The sequence below is a fragment of the Mesorhizobium sp. M7A.F.Ca.ET.027.02.1.1 genome (assembly GCF_004022985.1).
GTDB lineage: Bacteria > Pseudomonadota > Alphaproteobacteria > Rhizobiales > Rhizobiaceae > Mesorhizobium.
Genome location: NZ_RZOL01000079.1, coordinates 1 through 19,380, shown reverse-complemented (window position 1 = coordinate 19,380; position 19,380 = coordinate 1). Strand labels below are relative to the sequence as shown.

The following is a 19,380-nucleotide window of genomic DNA, read 5'->3' as shown; positions in this document are numbered from 1 at the left end:
GGCGCTCGCGCGGTGGCGCTCCCGCCAGACCGGAAGCGCCACCGCGCGAGCGCCATGAGGCGAAGACGGAAAGTCGTTCCGAACCGAACTCGGCGCCGCGCATCCTGGCCCGCCGCGAAGGCGCTCTGCCCGCCGAACATCTTCCCGTGATCCTGGAAGTGGCGCCCAATGCCGATTATGCGCTGCTCGACAGCGGCACCGGCCAAAAGCTCGAACAATATGGCCCCTACCGTATCGTGCGGCCCGAGGGCCAGGCGATCTGGCAAAAGGCCTTGCCGGCAAAGGAATGGGAGCGTGCCGACGCCGTCTTCACCGGCGACACCGACGAGGAGGGCATCGGCCGCTGGCGTTTCCCCAAGCTGCCGCTCGGCGAGACCTGGCCGATGAAGCATGACGGCATCGACTATCTCGGCCGTTTCACCTCGTTTCGTCATGTCGGCGTCTTTCCCGAGCAGGCCTCCCATTGGGATCACATGGCCGGGCTGATCGCGGCGGCGAAGCGGCCGGTCAAGGTGCTGAACCTGTTCGGCTATACCGGTCTCGCCTCATTGGTGGCGGCTCGCGCCGGCGCCGAGGTCACCCATGTCGATGCCTCGAAGAAAGCGATCGGCTGGGCCCGTGAAAACCAGGAGATGGCCGGCCTCGGCAGCAAGCCGATCCGCTGGATCGTCGACGACGCGGTCAAATTCGCCGAGCGCGAGGAGCGCCGCGGCAGCCGCTACGACATCATCCTGTTCGACCCGCCGGCCTATGGCCGTGGCCCCAAGGGCGAGGTCTGGCAATTGTTCGAGGACCTGCCCGATTTGACCGATCTCTGCCGGGCGATCCTGACGCCGAAGCCGCTTGCCGTGGTGCTGACCGCCTATTCGATCCGCGCCTCCTTCTTCGCCATCCACGCCTTGATGCGCGATACGTTTGCCGGCATGGGCGGCAAGATTGAATCGGGTGAGTTGATCATCCGTGAAAAGTCCGCCGGCCGGGCGCTCTCGACCTCATTGTTTTCGCGCTGGGTGGCTGAATGAACGAGCGGCATGCAGGCGCACCTGGCCAGGTGAAGGAGGTCACCAGCCTCGCCAATCCGCTGGTCAAGGACATCAAGGCGCTCGCTCAGAAGAAATTCCGCGACCAGCAGAACGCCTTCATGGCCGAAGGGTTGAAGCTGGTTATCGATGCGCTCGATCTCGGCTGGCAGATCAGGACATTGGTTTTCGCCAAGGCCGGGCGCGGCAACGCGGCGGTGGAGAAGGTGGCCGCACGCACGGTTGCCGCCGGCGGCATGGTGCTCGAAGTGTCGGAAAAGGTGCTGGTGGCCATCACCCGTCGCGACAATCCGCAAATGGTGGTGGGCGTCTTTTCGCAAAAATTCCTCGCCTTGAAGGATGTGCGCGCCGACGATGGCGACGTCTGGGTGGCTCTCGACCGGGTACGCGATCCCGGCAATCTCGGCACCGTCATCCGCACCGTCGATGCAGTCGGCGCCAAAGGCGTCATCCTGGTCGGCGATACCACTGATCCGTTCTCCGTGGAAACGGTGCGCGCCACCATGGGTTCGATCTTTGCCGTGCCGGTGGCCAAGGCGACAACCGAGGCTTTCCTTGCCTGGCGAGGCGGCTTCTCAGGGCTCGTCGCCGGCACCCACCTGAAAGGCGCCGTCGACTACCGCTCGGTCGATTTTTCACGCGGGCCCGTGCTGCTGATGATGGGCAACGAGCAGCAGGGACTGCCCGAAAGCCTGGCTGCGAGCTGCGACAGGCTGCTCAGGATTCCGCAAGCCGGTCGTGCCGATTCGCTCAATCTGGCCGTTGCCACCGGCATCATGCTGTTCGAGATCCGGCGCGGCGCGCTCAAGCTCGAGCCAATCCTGGACCAGCAATGAAGGTTGCCCGCCCGTGAGATCATGGTCTCCCTACGCACTGCTCGTCGTCGCGGCCATCGCGCTCGACCAGGTATTTTATCCACTGGTCGAGGCCGATCTGCCTTTTCAGGAGAAGGTTGATCTGCTGCCCTTCCTGGCGCTGTTCCGCACCTACAACACCGGCATCGCCTTCTCGATGTTCTCGTCCTTCGGCGACACCGGGTTGATCGTCATCTCGCTTGTCGTCGTTGCCTTCGTGCTGTTTCTGGCGACGCGGATCGCGCCGTCCCAGATCCTTGCCCGCACCGGCTTTGCGCTGATCGTCGGTGGCGCTCTGGGCAATCTGATCGACCGCGCCGTCTACGGCCACGTCATCGACTACATCCTGTTCCACACGCCGGTGTGGTCCTTCGCCGTCTTCAACCTTGCCGACGCCTTCATTTCGGTGGGCGCGGCACTGGTCGTCTTCGACGAGCTGTTCGGCTGGGGACGCGAACCCAAAGCCAGGCCTTCCAAGGATTGACCCCGTGCGGCCATCGCCGCACAGTTCATGTCGCCAAACAAGATCTCGGAGAAAGACATGTCCGAAACCTTCAAAGCCATCCTCGTTTCGCGTGACGCCGAGAAAAAGCAGTCGGTCAACGTAACCGATCTCACCGAGGCCGACCTGATGGAAGGCGATGTCACCGTCGCGATCGAGGCAACGACGGTGAACTACAAGGATGGCCTGGCGATCACGGGCAAGGCGCCGGTGATCCGCCACTGGCCGCTGGTGCCGGGCATCGATTTCGCCGGCACCGTCGTCTCGTCCTCGCATCCCGACTGGCGCACCGGAGACAAGGTCATTCTGAACGGCTGGGGCGTCGGCGAAACCCATTTCGGCGCCTATGCAGGCCGTGCCCGCGTCAAGGGCGACTGGCTGGTGCCGCTGCCGCAAGGCATCAGCCCGCATGACGCGATGGCCGTCGGCACCGCAGGCTACACCGCCATGCTCTGCGTCATGGCCCTGGAACGGCACGGCATCCTGCCCGATCGCGGCCCGGTGGTGGTGACGGGGGCGGCCGGCGGCGTCGGCTCGGTAGCGGTCTCGATCCTGTCCAGCCTCGGCTACCATGTCATTGCTTCCACCGGCCGCAATGCCGAAAGCCCCTTCCTGATCGACCTTGGCGCCGCCGAAGTGATATCGCGCGACGAGCTTGCCCAGCCGGCCAAGCCGCTGGCCAAGGAGCGCTGGGCCGGCGGCATCGACGCAGTCGGTAGCCACACGCTGGCCAATGTGCTGTCGATGACCTCCTATGGCGGTGCGGTCGCCGCCTGCGGCCTGGCCGGCGGCATGGACCTGCCGACCAGCGTCGCGCCCTTCATCCTGCGCGGCGTCTCATTGCTCGGCATCGATTCAGTGATGGCGCCGAAAGCAGTCCGCCTCGAGGCATGGCGCCGCATCGGCACCGACCTCGATCTGCGGAAGCTCACCAGCCTGTCCAGCACCATCGGATTCGACGGCATCGTCGATGCCGCGCGCGACATCGTCGACGGCAAGATCCGCGGCCGCGTCGTCGTGGATATGTGACTCCGCCCAACTGCCGGAAGGGCGGATAAAATCGCCAGATATGGCGGCAAACCCGACGCGCTTCGGCAAAAATCGCTCATCCGCTAAAATTCGAACGATCCGCCGCAATTTTCCATAATCTCTGTCTGGCAAGGATTTCGCATGATCGCGGAATCCGGCAGCCAACAGGCGGACACTGGCGACGACGTCGATGCGGTGCTCCCGCCGGCGTCGACGCGGCGCTTCGTCGCCGCGCCGCCGCTGGTGCCCGAGCCGGAATTCTCCAGGCGCGAAAGCCTGCCCTTTCTGACATTTGTCGCCATCGTGTTGGTAGCCGGGCTGGCGCATCTGACCGGGGCACCGATCTTCATCAGCGTCGCATTGCTGGCAACCGGCCTTGCCGGCCTTGCCCTGCATTTGCGCGCCAGGCGGAGCGAACATCGCACCTCCGCCCTTCTTGACGAAACCACTGCCCGCAGCCGCGCCGAGATCGAGACGCTGGCCGACCGCATGTGGGAGATGCAGGAGAGCGACGAGCGCTTTCGCGGCCTGATCGACGCGCTTGGCGATCTCGTCATCCATCGCGACCGCGACGGCTACATCGTCTATGCCAACAAGGTCTTCGCCGATCTCGTCGAGATCGACCAGCGCGACCTCGCCGGCAAGACCCTGGCGGAACTGGGCATCGAGGTCGGCATGGTTCCCGATGCCGCCTTTTCCGACCATGAGTGCCTGAGTTCCACCGATGTCTCTGTCAGCACGCCGAGCGGGCAGCGCTGGTTCTCGTGGATCGAACTGTCGGTGCGCGACAAGGATAGCGGCGCGGTTTCGCACCGCGCCATCGCCCGCGACATCACCGCCCGCAAACGCGCTGAATCCTCGCTGATCACCGCACGCGAACGGGCCGAATATGCCAGCCAGGCCAAATCGCGCTTCCTCGCCACCGTCAGCCATGAAATCCGCACCCCGATGAACGGCATCATGGGCATGGCCAGGTTGCTCGCCGACACCAGCCTGTCGCCGGAGCAGCAGACCTATGTAGGCGCCGTCTCGACCTCGGCCAGCGCATTGCTTGCCCTGATCGAGGATCTTCTCGACTATTCCAAGATCGAAGCCGGGCGCTTCGACCCCGAGCCGCAGCCGATGTCGGTGCGCGAGATCGCCGACAACATCATCGAATTGCTGGCAGCGCGCGCCTTCGCCAAGGATATCGGGCTGGGTTGCCATGTCGAACCCGACGTACCGCAATTGATCACCGCCGATCCGGGCAAGGTCAGGCAGGTGCTTCTCAACCTCATCGGCAACGCCATCAAGTTCACCGACAGCGGCGGCGTGCTGGTGAGCATAGCACGCGCACGCACCGAAACCAGCGACCGCATATGCTTCACCATCGCCGATACCGGTCCGGGCCTGCGTGATGCCGACCTGGAGCGCATTTTCGAGGAGTTCGAGCAGGCCGACGGCACGTCGACACGCACCCATGGCGGGGCCGGCCTCGGCCTTGCCATCTCCAGACGCCTGGTGGCCGCCATGGGCGGCACGATCTCGGTATCCAGCCGGCTCGGCCAAGGATCCGAATTCGTCTTCGAAATCCCTGCGACAGCGGCCACCGAAGCGCCGCAGGGTCACCAGAATGCTCTCTCGGGCAGACGCGCGGTGATCCTGTCGAAGAACGCCGTCGAGGCCGACGCCATCGCCCGCACCATCCGCGCCAATGGCGGCGCGGTCGACATCGCCACCACTGCCGCACAGGCCGCGCCTTTCGCCGCCGGCTGCGATGCGATCCTGGTCGATGCAGCGATGGAAGAAGGCGACGGAAGGCTGCTCAAGCGCCTGCGGCAGAGCGGTTTCTCGGACTGTGAGGCGATCACGCTGATCGCGCCGACCGATCGCGGCATGCTTGGCGAGTTCCGTGCCAGCGGCTACGCAACCTTCCTGGCCAGGCCGGTGCGTGGCGGAACACTTCTGCGTGTTCTGTTGAGCAGCCATGCTCCGAGCCTCGGCCCGCCGCCGGAAAAGCGCGGCGCACCGTCGCTGCGGGCCGTCGGCAACCGCCAGCGCGGCCTGTCGGTGCTGATCGCCGAGGACAATGACATCAACGCCATGCTGGCTCGCGCGACGCTGCTAAAGGCCGGGCATCGCGTCAAGGTGGTCGGCAACGGCAAGGCCGCCGTCGAGGCTGTAACCGGCGCCGCGCACAAGGACCGCTTCGACGTGGTCTTGATGGATCTGCACATGCCGGTCATGGACGGGCTGGACGCGATTGCCGCCATCCGCCGCCATGAGGAAGAAAGTGCCGTGCGGCCCGTGCCGATCATGGTGCTGTCGGCCGACAGCCAGGAAAAGACCCGCCATGCGGTGTTGGCCCATGGCGCCAGCGGCTTTGTCACCAAGCCGCTCGACCCCGAAGCGCTGGTCAATGCCGTCGAGGGGCAGGTCGTCGCGGCCTGAGCTTTCCACCGCCCATTCCGCACGGGCGATCACTTAAACGTAGCCGGTTGATCGTATTCGCCAGCCGACGAAGTATTGCCCATGACGTCGTATCACGGTACTGTCACAATCCTGTTGCACCTACACCGTATCCCCGTGCCAAGAGGGATGGCTCGAAGGAGAATCACTCGTGCATACAGTTATGCCGGAATGTGACACTCGGCCGAACGCCAGCAGCGCCTTGCTTGCCGGACGTAACGTCGATTCCGTCATAAAGGGCGCGGCGCTGGGCCGTATAGGCAATCTTGAAGTGCGGCTCGCTCGCAACGAGGCCGAGATCGCGGCCGCGCAGGAAGTGCGCTACCGGGTGTTCTACGACGAACTTGGCGCCAGGAAGGACCTGTTCCAGGCCCATGACCGCCGGGACGCCGATCGGTTCGATCCGCTCTGCGACCATCTGCTGGTTTTGGACACCACGCTTTCCGGTCCCGAACATCGCCGCATCGTCGGCACATATCGGCTGCTGCGGCAAGAAATCGCGGCCACGGCCGGTGGCTTCTATTCCGAAGGTGAATTCGAGCTGACCAAGCTCATCGCCCGCCACCCCGGCCAGCGTTTCCTTGAACTCGGCCGCTCCTGTGTTTTGCCGGAATACCGCTCGAAGCGCACCATCGAGGCGCTGTGGCAAGGCATCTGGGCCTACATCAACCATTACGAAATCGGTGTGATGACCGGTTGCGCGTCCTTTCACGGCACCGTGCCGGCGGCGCATGCCGAGGCGCTCACCTACCTCGCCCACCACTGCCGGACGAATTCGGCCTGGGACGTGCGCGCGGTGTCCGGGCGCTATTGCTCGATGGATCTGATGCCGATCGAGGCCGTCAATGCCAAGGCGGCGATCGCCGCGATGCCGCCTTTGGTCAAGGGCTATCTGCGCGTCGGTGCCCGCATCGGCGATGGTTGCGTCATCGATCGCGAATTCTCGACGGTCGATGTGTTCGTCGTGATGCCGGTCAAGGAGATCGGCGCACGCTACGTCAACTATTATGGCGGCGAAGCCCAGCGCTTCGCTGCGTGACGCTGGCGAATAGCGGGAGCTATCTCGCTCAACCCCTATTCGCTACTCTCTATTCGCTATTCGCTTCCTTTCACAAAATATCCTCCGGCCGCCTGCCGGGTCGGCTCTTGTAGGACGGAAACGACCAGCCGAATTTGAGCGCACCACCGCGCACGAGGAACGCCGCCGCAAAGCCGGCGAGGTTCGAGGCGAGCGGCGGCAGTCCGGCAAGATCGCCAAGCGTGTAGAGGCCGGCACCTGCAAGGGCCGCCGTGACGTAGATTTCGGGCCTGAGCAGCACCGATGGCTCGCCGGCCAGGAGATCGCGCAAAATGCCGCCGAAAGTGGCGGTGAGCACGCCGGTGATGACGGACACGACCGGCGAGCCGGTAATCGCAAGCCCCTTGGCCGCGCCCATCACCGAAAAGGCGGCGAGCCCGATGGCGTCGAGCCAGAGCAGCCACTTCCAGCGCGATTCGACACGATGCGCGCTGAAGAAGACCAGCACCGCAACCGCGGCGCAGACCAGCACATAGCCGGAGTTGGCGACCCAGAAAACCGGCAGGTTGAGGATAACGTCGCGAAGCGTGCCACCGCCTATCCCGGTGACGCTGGCCAGGAACAGGAAGCCGATGATGTCGAGTTGCTTACGCGAAGCCGCCAGCGCCCCGGTCGCCGCGAAGACGGCGACACCGGCATAGTCGAGAAGCGCGATGGCATTCATGCAGACCAGGGGAGTAAGGGAAGAGGAGAATAGGAGAGTATGTTTATCACAAAGCCGCACCGTTGGTACGCTTCCTTACTCCCTTACTCCCTTACTGCCCTAACTACGCATCCTTCTCAGCCTGCTCGTTCACCGGCCCCGGCTCAACCGGTGCTTCAGCGGCGGCGAACTTCGGACCACCCTTGGCGACGCCGACCATGGCCGGGCGCAGCACGCGGTCGCCGATCGAATACCCCGGCTGCACGACCTGGACCACGGTGTTGGCCGGGACATCCGGATTTGGCACTTCGAACATCGCCTGGTGGAAATTGGGATCGAACTTCTCGCCTTCCGGCGCGAGCTTCTTGACCCCATGCCGTTCCAGCGCCGACAGCATGGCGCGCTCGGTGAGGTCGACGCCTTCGATCAGCGCCTTGAAGCCGGCGTCACCCGATGCCTTGGCCTCGGCGGGAATCGCATCCAGCGCGCGGCGCAGATTGTCCGACACCGACAACATGTCGCGGGCGAAATTCGCCACCGCGTAGGTGCGCGCATCGTGCACATCGCGCGCCGTGCGGCGACGCAGGTTTTCCATATCGGCCGCCACGCGCAGCGCGCGGTCCTTCAACTCTTCATTTTCCTTCAGCAGCCGCACAAGGGCTTCATAGTCGCCGTCGGTGCTGCCTTCCGTGCGCTCGGCTGCGGGCTCGGTCGCCTCGACTTCATCGGGCGCGCGTTCGTCTTTTGCCTGGTCGCTCATCGCCGTTTCCCGTCAATCTCGAATGATGTGGATTTTGTGCCCGATATCGATGTTTGGCGGCCAAAAATCAAGGGGTAAGCGACTATGGAAGCCGCCGGCCAAGGCCGGGCAATGACAGGCAAGACATTTCGACTTTAATTCAAATTTTACCTTAACCGCTGGCTTTGCTTGCCATACAGGCATGATGGGGGAACCATTCTCTTGCTGCAGGAGTTTCGAAGCCGACACAGGATTTTGAGATGATGACCCGCAACATGGGCGAAAAGGCAGACGGGCTGGCCATCGAGATCAGGCGCCAGTTCGGCGCCGAGGCGGTGACCCGCTTTCTGCGCACCTTGCCGGCCTTCCGCACCGAGGCCGACATTCCCGATCGGTTCAGAGAACTGCTCGACCGCCTCGATGGGGCGGAGCGCGGTGACATCGGCTGGCGCCGGCCGTAACGCAGCAATCGATCTTGGCAGCAAACCTCCTATCGGCAATAGCCGGGGAAAGCCGAACCATCTAAGGATAGATGTGTTGTGGTTCAATGGAGGACGTAAATGCGCAAGGTTTCAATCACCTCATCGCTGATAGCGTTTGTCGGCCTCGGCGCCATCACCTTGGCGGCCTTTCCGGCACAAGCAGACAATCTGCAGCTGCAATTGGGCAAACATGGCCCGCGACTGAAGCTCATGGAAGATTGCGACCCCGCCTACGACGATTGCGAAGGCCCCCGTCGCGACGATCGGCGCGACCGCCGTCAACGAGGCTGCACGGAAGACCGGGCTCTCGACAAGGCAGACCGAATGGGCATCCGCCGCGCAAGGATAGAGTCCGTCGGCCGCTGGGAGATCACGGTCCGCGGCAGACAGGCGGCGACCGCGTGCGCGTGACTTTTGGCACCGAGCGCGGCTGCCCTATCCTCGATCGCGAATAGCGATCGACCAGCGGAAAACGGACGCTCAGAGCCATCAGCAGGTCGATTTGGCGGGTTGGCAGGCTCGATCGCTAAGCCACGCGACAATTACGCACAGTAATTTTGCGTGATGTTGCCTTGCGGCGGTGAGGCACCCCGCCTATGCTTCCTGATGAACATGATTTCCCCTGAGGCGGTCGCCAACAGCAAGCGCGCCTGGTTGAAGATTCTCGCCCGCTACAAGAAGCCTGACAGGCGACGCAGCGCCGTCGAGCTCGCCATCACCCTCATTCCATTCGCCATACTCTGGGGGCTGTCTTCGGCGGCCTATGCCTATGGCCATTGGTGGGGACTGGTCCTCATCCTCCCCGCGGCCGGGTTTCTGGTGCGCATCTTCATGATCCAGCACGATTGCGGCCACGGCTCCTTCTTCGCCAATCGTTACGCGGACGACTGGATTGGCCGCGCGCTCGGCATCCTGACGCTGACGCCCTACGATTGCTGGCGGCGCGCCCACGCGACGCACCACGCCAGCGCCGGCAATCTTGACGAACGCGGCATGGGCGACATCCGGACGCTGACGGTTGCAGAATACCGGCAGATGTCGTGGCGGGGCCGCCTCGCCTATCGTCTCTATCGTCATCCGCTGGTAATGTTCGGGCTCGGTCCTATCTGGCTTTTCATCTTCGAGCAGAGGCTACCCGTCGGCATGATGCGCGGCGGCCTGACCCCTTGGGTGTCGTCGATGACCACCAACCTTGGCATCGCGGTCGCAGCAGCCGTCCTTATCTGGTTCGTCGGCCCGGGCGCTTTCCTGGTGGTTCACCTGCCGATCGTCATCCTCGCCGGTTCGGCCGGCATCTGGCTGTTCTACGTCCAGCACCAGTTCGAGGAAACAGAATGGGCGAAGGATGCCGACTGGGAATTCCAGCACGCCGCCTTGCACGGATCGTCGTATTACGACCTTCCGCCGGTGCTGAACTGGCTCACCGGCAACATCGGTGTCCATCACGTCCATCACCTCTCGGCCAAGGTGCCGTGCTACCGGTTGCAGGAAGTGCTGCGGGATTATCCCGAGTTGCGCGACATAGGCCGGGTTACGCTGCTCGAAAGCCTGCGCTGCGTCAAACTGGCATTGTGGGACGAAAACCGCCGCAAGCTGGTGTCGTTCCGCGAGGCACGGGCGGCGGCTTAAGCAATTCCAGGAGAAGTGTGAACGGTTTTCCAGGGCAAGCGCGTAACGTTTTCCCTGGGCGCCGCGGCCTGGAGCTCCGATCAGGCAGCCCTGATCATGTCGGCGGCCTTTTCGGCGATCATGATGGTTGGGGCATTGGTGTTGCCACCAATCAGTGTCGGCATCACCGAGGCGTCCACGACACGCAAGGCTTCAAGCCCGCGCACCTTGAGTTGCGGATCGACCACCGCCATCTCGTCGACCCCCATCCGACAGGAGCCGACCGGGTGATAGACCGTGTCGGCGCGGGTACGGATATGGGTCATCAGATCGGCATCGCTCGGCTCGCCGGCGATGTGCATTTCCTTGTGCCGGTAGCGCGTCAGCGCCGGCGAAGCCAGCACCTGCCGGGTGATCCTCACGCCTTTCAGCAGCAGTTCCGCATCGCGCTGGTCGCCGAGAAAGCGCGGATCGATGCGTGGCGCGGCAAGTGGATCGGCGCTGGCCAGCCCAACCTCGCCACGCGAGTGCGGCCGCAATATGCAGACATGACAGGAAAAGCCGAAGCCGTAGTGCAGCGTGCGCGCATGGTTTTCGACCAAGCCGATGACGAATTGCAGCTGCAGGTCAGGGCGCTCAAGCGCCGGGTCGGATTTGACGAAAGCGCCGCTCTCGGCCGACGGCGAGGCGATCAGCCCGGTTCCATCCCGCCGCCACTGCGCGATGTGCCTGAGGAAACCCCACGCGCCGCGCGGGCTCATGCCGAGCATATCGGTGTCCTTCGATCTCCAGCCGACGATGAAATCGAGGTGGTCCTGCAGGTTCTTGCCGACGCCCGGCAATTCGTGGACGACGGGAACGCCATGCACGGAAAGTTCGGCCGCCGGGCCGATACCCGACAGCAACAGAAGCTGCGGCGAACCGAAGGCACCACCGCAGAGGATCACCTCGCGCGACGCCTGTGCCACGGCCTCGCCTTTGCGTGTCCGGTAGCGGATGCCGGTGGCGCGCTTGCCGTCAAGGACGATGCCTGTGGCGTGCGCCCGCGTGATCACGGTCAGATTGGTCCGCTGCATCACCGGATGGAGATAGGCGGCGGCAGTCGAACAGCGCTCGCCATTACGGGCGCCACCGGCAAACTGGGTCACTTGGAAATAGCCGGCGCCCTCTTGTTCCGGTCCGTTGAAATCGTCCGAGGCGCGAATCTGGTTTTCGGCACAAGCCTCTATGAAGGCCTTGGCGATCGGCCTCGGCGAGCGCTGGTTCGACACTTTCAGCGGGCCGTCCCCGCCATGCAAGGCATCAGTGCCGCGCTCATTGCCCTCGGCGCGCCGGAAATAGGGCAGAACCTCATCCCACGACCAGCCCTCGCAGCCCAGATTTGCCCATTCGTCATAGTCGCTGTGATGGCCCCTGACATAGAGCATTGCATTGATGGCGCTGGAGCCGCCCAGCGCCTTGCCGCGCGGCTGGTAGCCCTTGCGGCCGCCAAGACCTTGCTGCGGCACGGTCTCGAAGGCCCAGTTGTTGATCCTGGGCCGGCCGGAAAGCATGCCGATAATGCCAGCCGGAGCGCGGATCAGCATATCCCTGCCCTCGCCGCCAGCTTCGATCAGGCAGACCGTTTTCGATGGATCTTCCGAAAGCCGCGCGGCAAGCGCACAGCCGGCGGACCCACCGCCGGCTATGACATAGTCGCAACGCATGAAGACCCCTCCCCGATCGTTCCACGGATTTTCCATCCGGATGATCAAGAGAAGGCCTGAACACGACTGATGTAAAGACGCGCGGAATTACCGCAACGTCAGCTGCTGCGAACGCGCCGCCAGGAGTATTTCGGGCCTTTTGGTTCCAGCACGGCGGCTGGCTGGTAGTAGAGCCCCAATCCGCCGGTGCGGCCCTCCTCCAGGCGCTTCAACAGCACCGCATTGGAAATCTCGAACTCGTCGAAGCCCAGCCGCAGCATATGCGGCAGTTGGTCCACCAGCACCTGGCCCGTGGCGCGAACGGCACCTTCGAAATGGTAGCGGCCGCGCAGCAGTTCTCCCTTGGAGAAGGAGCGGCCGTCGCTGAAGGCCGGGAAGGCCAATGCCACCAGCGACAGCTGGTCGAGCAGGTCGGCAATCTTCTCGAGCTGATCACCAGGCTGCAGCAGGACGCCGAGCCGTTCCTTGGCCGAGCGGCGCACCTCCGGATCCAGATCGAGGAAGACTTGCAACGGCAGGATGAAGCGGCCGTTGCCGGACAGCGCATCGGCGCTTTCGGCATGCGTCCACTCATCGTCGTGAAAACCCGCAGGGGTCCAGAGTCGGGTCTCCGGTGTCGTCGGTTCAGTCATCAAAAAGTTCCTAAATAGTCAAACGAACCAAGGATGTGTTGAGATTCAGGTCAGGCTGAGTCGAAAATGGCAGCTTCCGAGAACCGGAGCGGAGCGTACTTGAAGTACGTGAGCACCGAAAGCGCAGGAAGCTGCCGTTGCAGGCCAGCCTCACCTGAATATCAGCATATCCTAAAGGGATGCGTCGGTCAGCGACTTCTCCAGCCCCGACAGGTGAATGCCGCACTCGGTCTTGGCATGACCGGCCCAGCGGCCGCTGCGCGCGTCCTCGCCCGGCTGCACCGGCTGCGTGCACGGGAAGCAGCCGATCGACAGATAGCCATAGGCGACCAGCGGATTTTCGCGCAGCGCATGCGCGCGCATGTAGTCCGCCTGGTCCGATGTCGTCCAATGCGCCAGCGGATTGATGCGGATGCGCGGACCGACCGCCTCGAACACCGGCAGCGCCGCCCGCGTCGCGGCCTGGAAACGCTTGCGGCCGGTGAGCCAGGCACGAAATGGCGCGACACCGCGCGCCAGCGGCTCCACCTTGCGCACGTCGCAGCAGGCGTCGGTGTTGCTCTGATGCAGATTGCCCGTCGGATCGATCCGTTCGAGTGCTGCTTCCTCGGGTTTGATCACCCTTATGTTGGTCAGCCCGAAATCGGCGGCGAGCGCGTCGCGATAGCCGAGCGTCTCCTCGAAATGCTTGCCGGTGTCGAGGAAAATGACCGGCAGCGTCCGGTCGATCTTGGCGATCATGTGCAGCAGCACAGCCGAATCCGCGCCGAACGACGACACCGCCGCGATCTCGTCGAGGAACAGTTCCCGGGCCGAGCGTTCGATGATCTCGATCGGCTTCAGATGACCATAGAGCGCATCGAGCCCCGCCGCTTTGGCGGCGATACCGTCATCGACGTCTCCAATACGGTCAAGCGGCCTTGGCTTCGCCAGCATAGAGCGCCTCCTTGAACGGCGCGGGACCGACTCGGCGGTAGGCGTCGATGAATTTCTCTTGTGGGTCGAGCCGGAGGCCGAGATAGGTCTCGACGATCTGCTCGATGGCGTCGGTGATCTCTTCCGACGAGAAGCCGCGGCCGATGATCTCGCCGACCGAGGTGTTTTCGTCGGCCGAGCCGCCCAGCGTCACCTGATAGAGCTCAGAGCCCTTCTTCTCGACCCCGAGGATGCCGATATGGCCGACATGGTGATGACCGCAGGCGTTGATGCAGCCGGAGATCTTCAGCTTCAGTTCGCCGATCTCGCGCTGCCGCTCAAGCGAGGCGAAGCGGCGCGAGATTTCCTGCGCGATCGGGATCGAGCGCGCCGTGGCCAGCGCACAGTAGTCGAGGCCCGGGCAAGCGATGATGTCCGATATCAAATTGGAATTGGCCGTCGCCAGGCCGATGCCGACCAGCGCATCATAGACCGCCTTGAGGTCGGCGCGGGCCACATGCGGCAGGATCAGGTTCTGCTCATGGCTGACGCGCAGTTCGTCAAAGCCATATTTCTCGGCGATGTCGGCGATTGCTTCCATCTGGCTGTCCGAGGCGTCGCCGGGCACCTCGCCGATGCCCTTCAGCGAGATCGTCACCGCCGCATAGTCGGGATGGCGGTGCGTCACGACATTCTGGTCGAGCCACTCCGAGAACCCCCTGGAATCGAGCCGCGCCAGCTTGACCACCTGGTCGCCTTCCGGCCGCCCAGCGAGCACCGGTGGCGCGAAATAGGCCTCAATGGCGCGGATGTCGGCTTCCGGCAGCTTCAGCTCGGCGTCCTTCAACTCCTGCCACTCGGCCTCGACCTGGCGGGTGATCTCCTCGACGCCGGTCTCATGGACGAGGATCTTGATGCGCGCCTTGTACTTGTTGTCGCGGCGGCCATAGAGGTTGTAAACGCGCAGGATCGCCGTGCAGTAGGACAGAAGGTCGGCTTCCGGCAGGAAGTCGCGGATCTTGCGGGCAACCATCGGCGTGCGGCCCTGGCCGCCGCCGATATAGACGGCGAAACCGAGTTCGCCGGCGGCGTTCTTCTTCAGGTGCAGGCCGATGTCGTGGGTCTGAATGGCGGCGCGGTCGCGCTCGGCACCCGTCACCGCGATCTTGAACTTGCGCGGCAGGAACGAGAATTCCGGATGCACCGACGACCACTGGCGCAGGATTTCCGCGTAGGGACGCGGATCGGCGACTTCGTCGGCGGCAGCGCCGGCGAAGTGGTCTGCGGTGACGTTGCGGATGCAATTGCCGCTGGTCTGGATGGCATGCATCTCAACGCTCGCGAGATCCGCCAGGATCGCCGGAATGTCCGACAGCGCCGGCCAGTTGAACTGGATGTTCTGGCGGGTGGTAAAATGGCCATAGCCCTTGTCGTATTTGCGGGCGATGTGACCAAGCATGCGCAACTGCTTGCCGTTCAGCGTGCCGTAAGGCACCGCGATGCGCAGCATGTAGGCATGCAGTTGAAGATAGACGCCGTTCATCAGCCTCAATGGCCGGAACTGGTCCTCGGTGATCTCGCCGGCAAGACGACGCTGCACCTGGTCGCTGAACTCGGCGACGCGGGCCTGGACAAAATCGTGGTCGAACTCATCGTAACGGTACATGCTTGGTCTTTCAGGGCGCGTCCGCCCATGCCTGGTGTCTTGGTTATGCTGCCCGCGCAGCCTGCTTGCCGAGATCGTTGCGGATGGTCGGGCCGGCGGCGCGGATCTTCTCGCGCAGCCGCACCGGTTGGACGACGCCGTCGACGACCTCAGCGTCGATCAAATTGACGTCGACCACTTCGTTGGCGGCATAGGCCTTGGCGCCGATCGCCTCGAGCCTGTCCTCGGCTGCCTTGTCATGGGCGAGGTCGGCATGGTCCACCGTCTCGGCCCAGCCGCCATCGGCGTACCAGACGGCAATGCCGTCGGTGAGGCGGTTGGCGGTCAGTATCTTCATGGCTGAACTCCTTCGGCGACCGAACTGGAAGCACCTTCATGCCTGCGTGCCGCCAGCGGCTCGGATCGCTCAAAGTTGGCGCCGGCGACCGCATCGCCGATGATGGTCATGACCGGGCCGGAAAGATCGGCGCGCGCTTCCAGCGACGGCAGGTCGGCAAGCGTGCCGTGGAAGCGACGCCGGTTGGCGAGGCTGGCATTCTCGACCACGGCCACCGCAGTGTCCGGCGACAGACCGGCCTCGATCAGCCGTCCGGCAACCTCGGCGGCCACCGAGCGGCCCATATAAACGGCGACGGTGGCGCCGGAAATGGCGAGCTTGGCCCAGTCGGGCAGCGAATTGCCCTTGAGGTCGTGGCCGGTGGTGAACACCATCGACGAGGAGACACCGCGCAAGGTCAGCGGCAGTTCGAAATCGGCGGCGGCAGCAAAGGCCGCGGTGACACCCGGAACCACCTCATAGGCGATGCCGGCATCACGAAGTGCCGCCATCTCTTCGCCGGCCCGGCCGAACACCAGCGGATCGCCTGACTTCAGCCGCACGACACGCTTGCCTTCACGGCCAAGCTCGACCAGCAGCGCATTGATCTCAGCCTGGCTCTTGGTGTGGCAGCCCTTACGCTTTCCGACCGGCAGGCGCTCGGCATCGCGGCGACCCATGGCAACGACCGCCTCGGGCACCAGCGCGTCATGGACGATGACATCGGCTTCCATCAGCAGACGATGGGCCCGCAGGGTCAAAAGATCCTCGGCGCCCGGACCGGCGCCAACCAGCGCGATGTGACCGCAAGCGGGCGTGTCCGACAGCAGAAGATCGACGGCAGCGTCATGCGCCTGCGAAAGCTGGCCGGCTTCGGCCGCGCGCGCAGGAGCGCCAGAGAAGAAATTATTCCAGAAGCGGCGGCGGGCATTGCCTTTCGGCAGCAGCTTCTCGGCAGCCCCGCGAAACGACGCCGCAAGAATTGCCAGCGGCCCGAGCGACGGCGACAGCATGCGGTCGATGCGGCCGCGCAACATCTGGGCAAGCACCGGGCCTGCACCCTCGGTGCCGATGGCGATGGCGACCGGCGCGCGGTTCACCAGCGCCGGGGTGAAGAAATCGCAAAGCTCAGGCCGATCGACGGCATTGACCGGAATGCCTAGGCGGCGCGCATCCGCAGCCACCCGACGGTCGAGTTCCTCGTCGCCGCTGGCGGCAAACACCATGATCGCGCCTTCGAGCTGCGATGCGTCGTAAGCGGCGGCAAAATGGCTCGCGCCGGCCTGGGCGATGAAGGCGAGCAGGTCGGGCTCGGCGTGTTCCGCGATGATCCGCAGGACCGCGCTCGACTGTCCGATCAGCCGCGCCTTGGCCAGCGCTTCTTCGCCGCCGCCAACGATGGCCACGGCTTCGCCCTCGACCCGCATGAACACGGGGAAGGCGTTGAGCTTGGGAGCAGTGTGCGACATGGACGCGAGCGGAATCCTGAATGAGCTTGCAGTTCTACGCGCGGGCGCGAGAAACCAGAAGGAACGCACTCGCGCATCCCTTATCGCGATGCAATTGCTTTTCTGAAAGCATCCCGGCCAAGAGAAAAATATTTCTCGTTTACGGATGGAGCGGATTCAAGCTGCTGTCGCAGGCCTTGTTTTCCGGGTCTTTTAGCGCCCGGGGAGAAAAGCCGCAAAACTGTTTTTTCTAAATTCTACCAAATTAGTAGATTAAAGCCGCGAACTCTGGATATTCAGAATGTCCAACGCCGACGCGGCGGCCGACTGGAACATTAGTGGCTCGGGGCGCGTTCTCAAAAGGCCTGTCATATCGGATCGAAACCCCGGCTGCGGAACGCCACGAAAGGCCACCACGCGGCTGAAAAGGAGCCTGTCATCATGAACACAATCATACTCAAGCACGGTATCTGGGTCATGGTGGCCGATGGCGAGAAGGCGCTTTTCCTCAGGAACGCCGGCGACAACAAATATCCGAATCTCGAGGTGGTGCAGGAAATACAGCAGGACAACCCGCCCACCCGCGAGCAAGGCAGCGACAGCCCGGGCCGATACAATGATGGTCCCTCCGTCCATCGCAGCGCAGTCGAGGATACGGACTGGCACCGCATCGGCAAGGAGCGTTTCGCCGATGAAATCGCCGCCCGGCTCTACAAGCTCGCGCATGACGGCGAATTCAACGAGATCGTGCTCGTCGCACCGCCAGTGGTGCTTGGGACAATGCGCAAAAAGCTGCACAAGGAGGTCGAGGACAAGGTGACCGCCGAAATTCCCAAGACATTGACCAACCATGCCATACCGGAAATCGAGGCCCTGCTGCGGGCAGGCTGATATTGTCGATCGGCCCTGACGGATCGAGACGAATAGCACCGCACAAATTCCGATCCGGCCGGCAGCTTCTCAGCTGCCGGTCAAATTTTTGCGGCGGCGCCGTCGATTTCACGGCTTCGCGGGTTGCATCGCCGACATACCATCCACCATATTGCAAAACAGGCGGCGGCTTTGGGCGGCGCTCATCCAACATCGCTGTTTTTGAAAGGCGCTCCATAGACAATGCCGCATGACACGCCCCTTATCGCCACCATCGTCGCCGGTCTGGGGCTGGCTTTCATCTTCGGGGCTCTCGCCAACGGATTCCGTATCCCGCCGCTGGTCGGTTATCTCGTAGCCGGCGTGCTGGTCGGGCCGAACACGCCTGGCTTCGTCGCCGATGCCGGCCTTGCCAACGAACTGGCCGAAATCGGGGTCATCCTCCTGATGTTCGGCGTCGGGTTGCACTTCTCGTTGAAGGATCTTCTGTCGGTGCGCGCCATAGCCGTGCCGGGCGCCGTCGTCCAGATCGGCTTTGCCACCGCACTCGGTGCCGGGTTGTCGTGGATGCTCGGCTGGTCGATGGGCGCGGGACTGGTGTTCGGCCTGGCACTATCGGTCGCCTCGACGGTCGTGCTGCTGCGCGCTCTGCAAGAGCGGCGGATGATTGAGACCGAGCGCGGCCGCATCGCTGTCGGCTGGCTGATCGTCGAGGACCTGGCCATGGTGCTGGCGCTGGTGCTGCTGCCGGCGCTGGCCGCCGGGTCATCCCCTGGATCCTGCACTATGTCGCCCACACCGGCTCGCGCGAGCTCTTCCGGCTGGCGGTGCTTGCCATAGCGCTCGGCGTCGCCTTTGGCGCGGCCAAACTGTTTGGGGTCTCACTGGCGCTGGGCGCATTCTTCGCTGGCATGATCATGAGCGAATCCGAACTCAGTCACCGTGCCGCCGAAGAATCCTTGCCGCTGCGCGATGCCTTTTCCGTGTTGTTCTTCGTCTCGGTCGGCATGCTGTTCGACCCGTTCAGCCTGATCAGCAATGGCTGGCAGATCCTGGCGACGCTGGCCATCATCGTCATCGGCAAATCGCTGGCGGCGTTCGTCATCGTCGTTGCCTTCGGCTATCCCCTGGCCACCGCATTGATGATTTCGGCAAGCCTTGCCCAGATCGGCGAATTCTCCTTCACCCTGGCCGAGCTCGGCGTCGGGCTGAAACTGTTGCCCGAACAAGGTCGCGACCTCATTCTGGCCGGCGCCATCCTGTCGATCGTCCTCAACCCGCTGATGTTCCTGGCCATCGACTGGATGAAGCCGTGGCTGGAACGGCGCGCCGCCAGGACGGCACCGCCGGTCGAAGCAAAACCGGTTGGTCCGGCGACGGAGCCGGGCCAGGTGGCCTCTGTCG

18 protein-coding genes and 1 pseudogene are annotated in these 19,380 nt (G+C 63.8%); 11 read left to right on the top strand and 8 right to left on the bottom strand.

Annotated elements, in window-relative coordinates; translation table 11 throughout:
* The 6 genes from EN749_RS11920 to EN749_RS11895 all read left to right on the top strand — a co-directional run.
* On the top strand, positions 1-1,022 hold a 1,022-nt coding region (locus tag EN749_RS11920; RefSeq protein WP_145990904.1), incomplete at its 5' end, for a class I SAM-dependent rRNA methyltransferase.
* Positions 1,019-1,876, top strand: coding sequence for an RNA methyltransferase (locus EN749_RS11915; protein WP_128363208.1), 858 nt, complete (start codon positions 1,019-1,021; stop codon positions 1,874-1,876). The genes EN749_RS11920 and EN749_RS11915, both read left to right, overlap by 4 nt.
* 13 nt (positions 1,877-1,889) lie before the next feature.
* Positions 1,890-2,378 (top strand): signal peptidase II, encoded by a 489-nt coding sequence (gene lspA / locus EN749_RS11910; RefSeq protein WP_128363207.1) that lies wholly within the window; start codon positions 1,890-1,892, stop codon positions 2,376-2,378.
* Positions 2,379-2,435: 57 nt separating this feature from the next.
* The gene (locus EN749_RS11905) at positions 2,436-3,425 is read left to right on the top strand and encodes an MDR family oxidoreductase (RefSeq protein WP_128288033.1); all 990 of its coding nucleotides are present in this window, start codon (positions 2,436-2,438) and stop codon (positions 3,423-3,425) included.
* Between the two features lie 141 nt (positions 3,426-3,566).
* Positions 3,567-5,855 carry a PAS domain-containing hybrid sensor histidine kinase/response regulator gene (locus tag EN749_RS11900; RefSeq protein ID WP_128363206.1) on the top strand — a complete coding sequence of 763 codons (2,289 nt, stop codon included), beginning with the start codon at positions 3,567-3,569 and terminating at the stop codon, positions 5,853-5,855.
* A gap of 181 nt (positions 5,856-6,036) precedes the next feature.
* Positions 6,037-6,912 (top strand): GNAT family N-acetyltransferase, encoded by an 876-nt coding sequence (locus EN749_RS11895; RefSeq protein WP_023812526.1) that lies wholly within the window; start codon positions 6,037-6,039, stop codon positions 6,910-6,912.
* Positions 6,913-6,982: 70 nt separating this feature from the next.
* Here EN749_RS11895 and EN749_RS11890 read toward each other — a convergent pair whose 3' ends face one another.
* Complete coding sequence (locus EN749_RS11890) at positions 6,983-7,615, bottom strand: trimeric intracellular cation channel family protein (protein WP_127319279.1); 633 nt, start codon at positions 7,613-7,615, stop codon at positions 6,983-6,985.
* Between the two features lie 103 nt (positions 7,616-7,718).
* Positions 7,719-8,354 carry a nucleotide exchange factor GrpE gene (grpE, locus tag EN749_RS11885; protein WP_128363205.1) on the bottom strand — a complete coding sequence of 212 codons (636 nt, stop codon included), beginning with the start codon at positions 8,352-8,354 and terminating at the stop codon, positions 7,719-7,721.
* 239 nt (positions 8,355-8,593) lie between these two features.
* Between grpE and EN749_RS11880 the strand changes: the two genes are divergently transcribed.
* The 3 genes from EN749_RS11880 (at position 8,594) to EN749_RS11870 (ending at position 10,444) form a co-directional block, all read left to right on the top strand.
* Positions 8,594-8,794, top strand: a complete 201-nt coding sequence (locus tag EN749_RS11880; RefSeq protein WP_128363204.1) for a hypothetical protein — start codon at positions 8,594-8,596, stop codon at positions 8,792-8,794.
* Positions 8,795-8,893: 99 nt separating this feature from the next.
* The gene (locus EN749_RS11875; protein ID WP_348629348.1) at positions 8,894-9,226 is read left to right on the top strand and encodes a hypothetical protein; all 333 of its coding nucleotides are present in this window, start codon (positions 8,894-8,896) and stop codon (positions 9,224-9,226) included.
* A 195-nt stretch (positions 9,227-9,421) separates the two neighbouring features.
* Positions 9,422-10,444: a fatty acid desaturase gene (locus EN749_RS11870; RefSeq protein WP_127273297.1), complete on the top strand. Its 1,023-nt coding sequence runs from the start codon at positions 9,422-9,424 to the stop codon at positions 10,442-10,444.
* 80 nt (positions 10,445-10,524) lie between these two features.
* On the opposite strand, the gene EN749_RS11865 is transcribed toward EN749_RS11870, so the two are convergent.
* The 6 genes from EN749_RS11865 to cysG all read right to left on the bottom strand — a co-directional run bounded on the left by EN749_RS11865 (position 10,525) and on the right by cysG (position 17,127).
* Positions 10,525-12,129: a GMC family oxidoreductase N-terminal domain-containing protein gene (locus EN749_RS11865; RefSeq protein ID WP_128363203.1), complete on the bottom strand. Its 1,605-nt coding sequence runs from the start codon at positions 12,127-12,129 to the stop codon at positions 10,525-10,527.
* 98 nt (positions 12,130-12,227) lie between these two features.
* Positions 12,228-12,761 carry a DUF934 domain-containing protein gene (locus EN749_RS11860; protein WP_128363202.1) on the bottom strand — a complete coding sequence of 178 codons (534 nt, stop codon included), beginning with the start codon at positions 12,759-12,761 and terminating at the stop codon, positions 12,228-12,230.
* Between the two features lie 171 nt (positions 12,762-12,932).
* Positions 12,933-13,697, bottom strand: a complete 765-nt coding sequence (locus EN749_RS11855) for a phosphoadenylyl-sulfate reductase (RefSeq protein WP_127272509.1) — start codon at positions 13,695-13,697, stop codon at positions 12,933-12,935.
* A complete protein-coding gene (locus EN749_RS11850) occupies positions 13,672-15,342 on the bottom strand; it encodes a nitrite/sulfite reductase (protein ID WP_128363201.1) in 1,671 nt (556 codons plus the stop codon). The genes EN749_RS11855 and EN749_RS11850 overlap by 26 nt, the downstream gene beginning before the upstream one ends.
* Before the next feature lie 43 nt (positions 15,343-15,385).
* Entirely contained in the window at positions 15,386-15,679 is a 294-nt protein-coding gene (locus tag EN749_RS11845; protein ID WP_127397820.1) for a DUF2849 domain-containing protein, read from the bottom strand.
* Complete coding sequence (gene cysG, locus EN749_RS11840; RefSeq protein ID WP_128363200.1) at positions 15,676-17,127, bottom strand: siroheme synthase CysG; 1,452 nt, start codon at positions 17,125-17,127, stop codon at positions 15,676-15,678. The genes EN749_RS11845 and cysG overlap by 4 nt, the downstream gene beginning before the upstream one ends.
* A gap of 420 nt (positions 17,128-17,547) precedes the next feature.
* Here cysG and EN749_RS11835 point away from each other — a divergent pair, with 420 nt between their 5' ends.
* Both EN749_RS11835 and EN749_RS11830 read left to right on the top strand, forming a co-directional pair.
* The gene (locus EN749_RS11835) at positions 17,548-17,997 is read left to right on the top strand and encodes a host attachment family protein (RefSeq protein ID WP_127271043.1); all 450 of its coding nucleotides are present in this window, start codon (positions 17,548-17,550) and stop codon (positions 17,995-17,997) included.
* A 222-nt stretch (positions 17,998-18,219) separates the two neighbouring features.
* Positions 18,220-19,380 (top strand): annotated as a pseudogene (locus tag EN749_RS11830) (cation:proton antiporter); the annotation flags it as partial.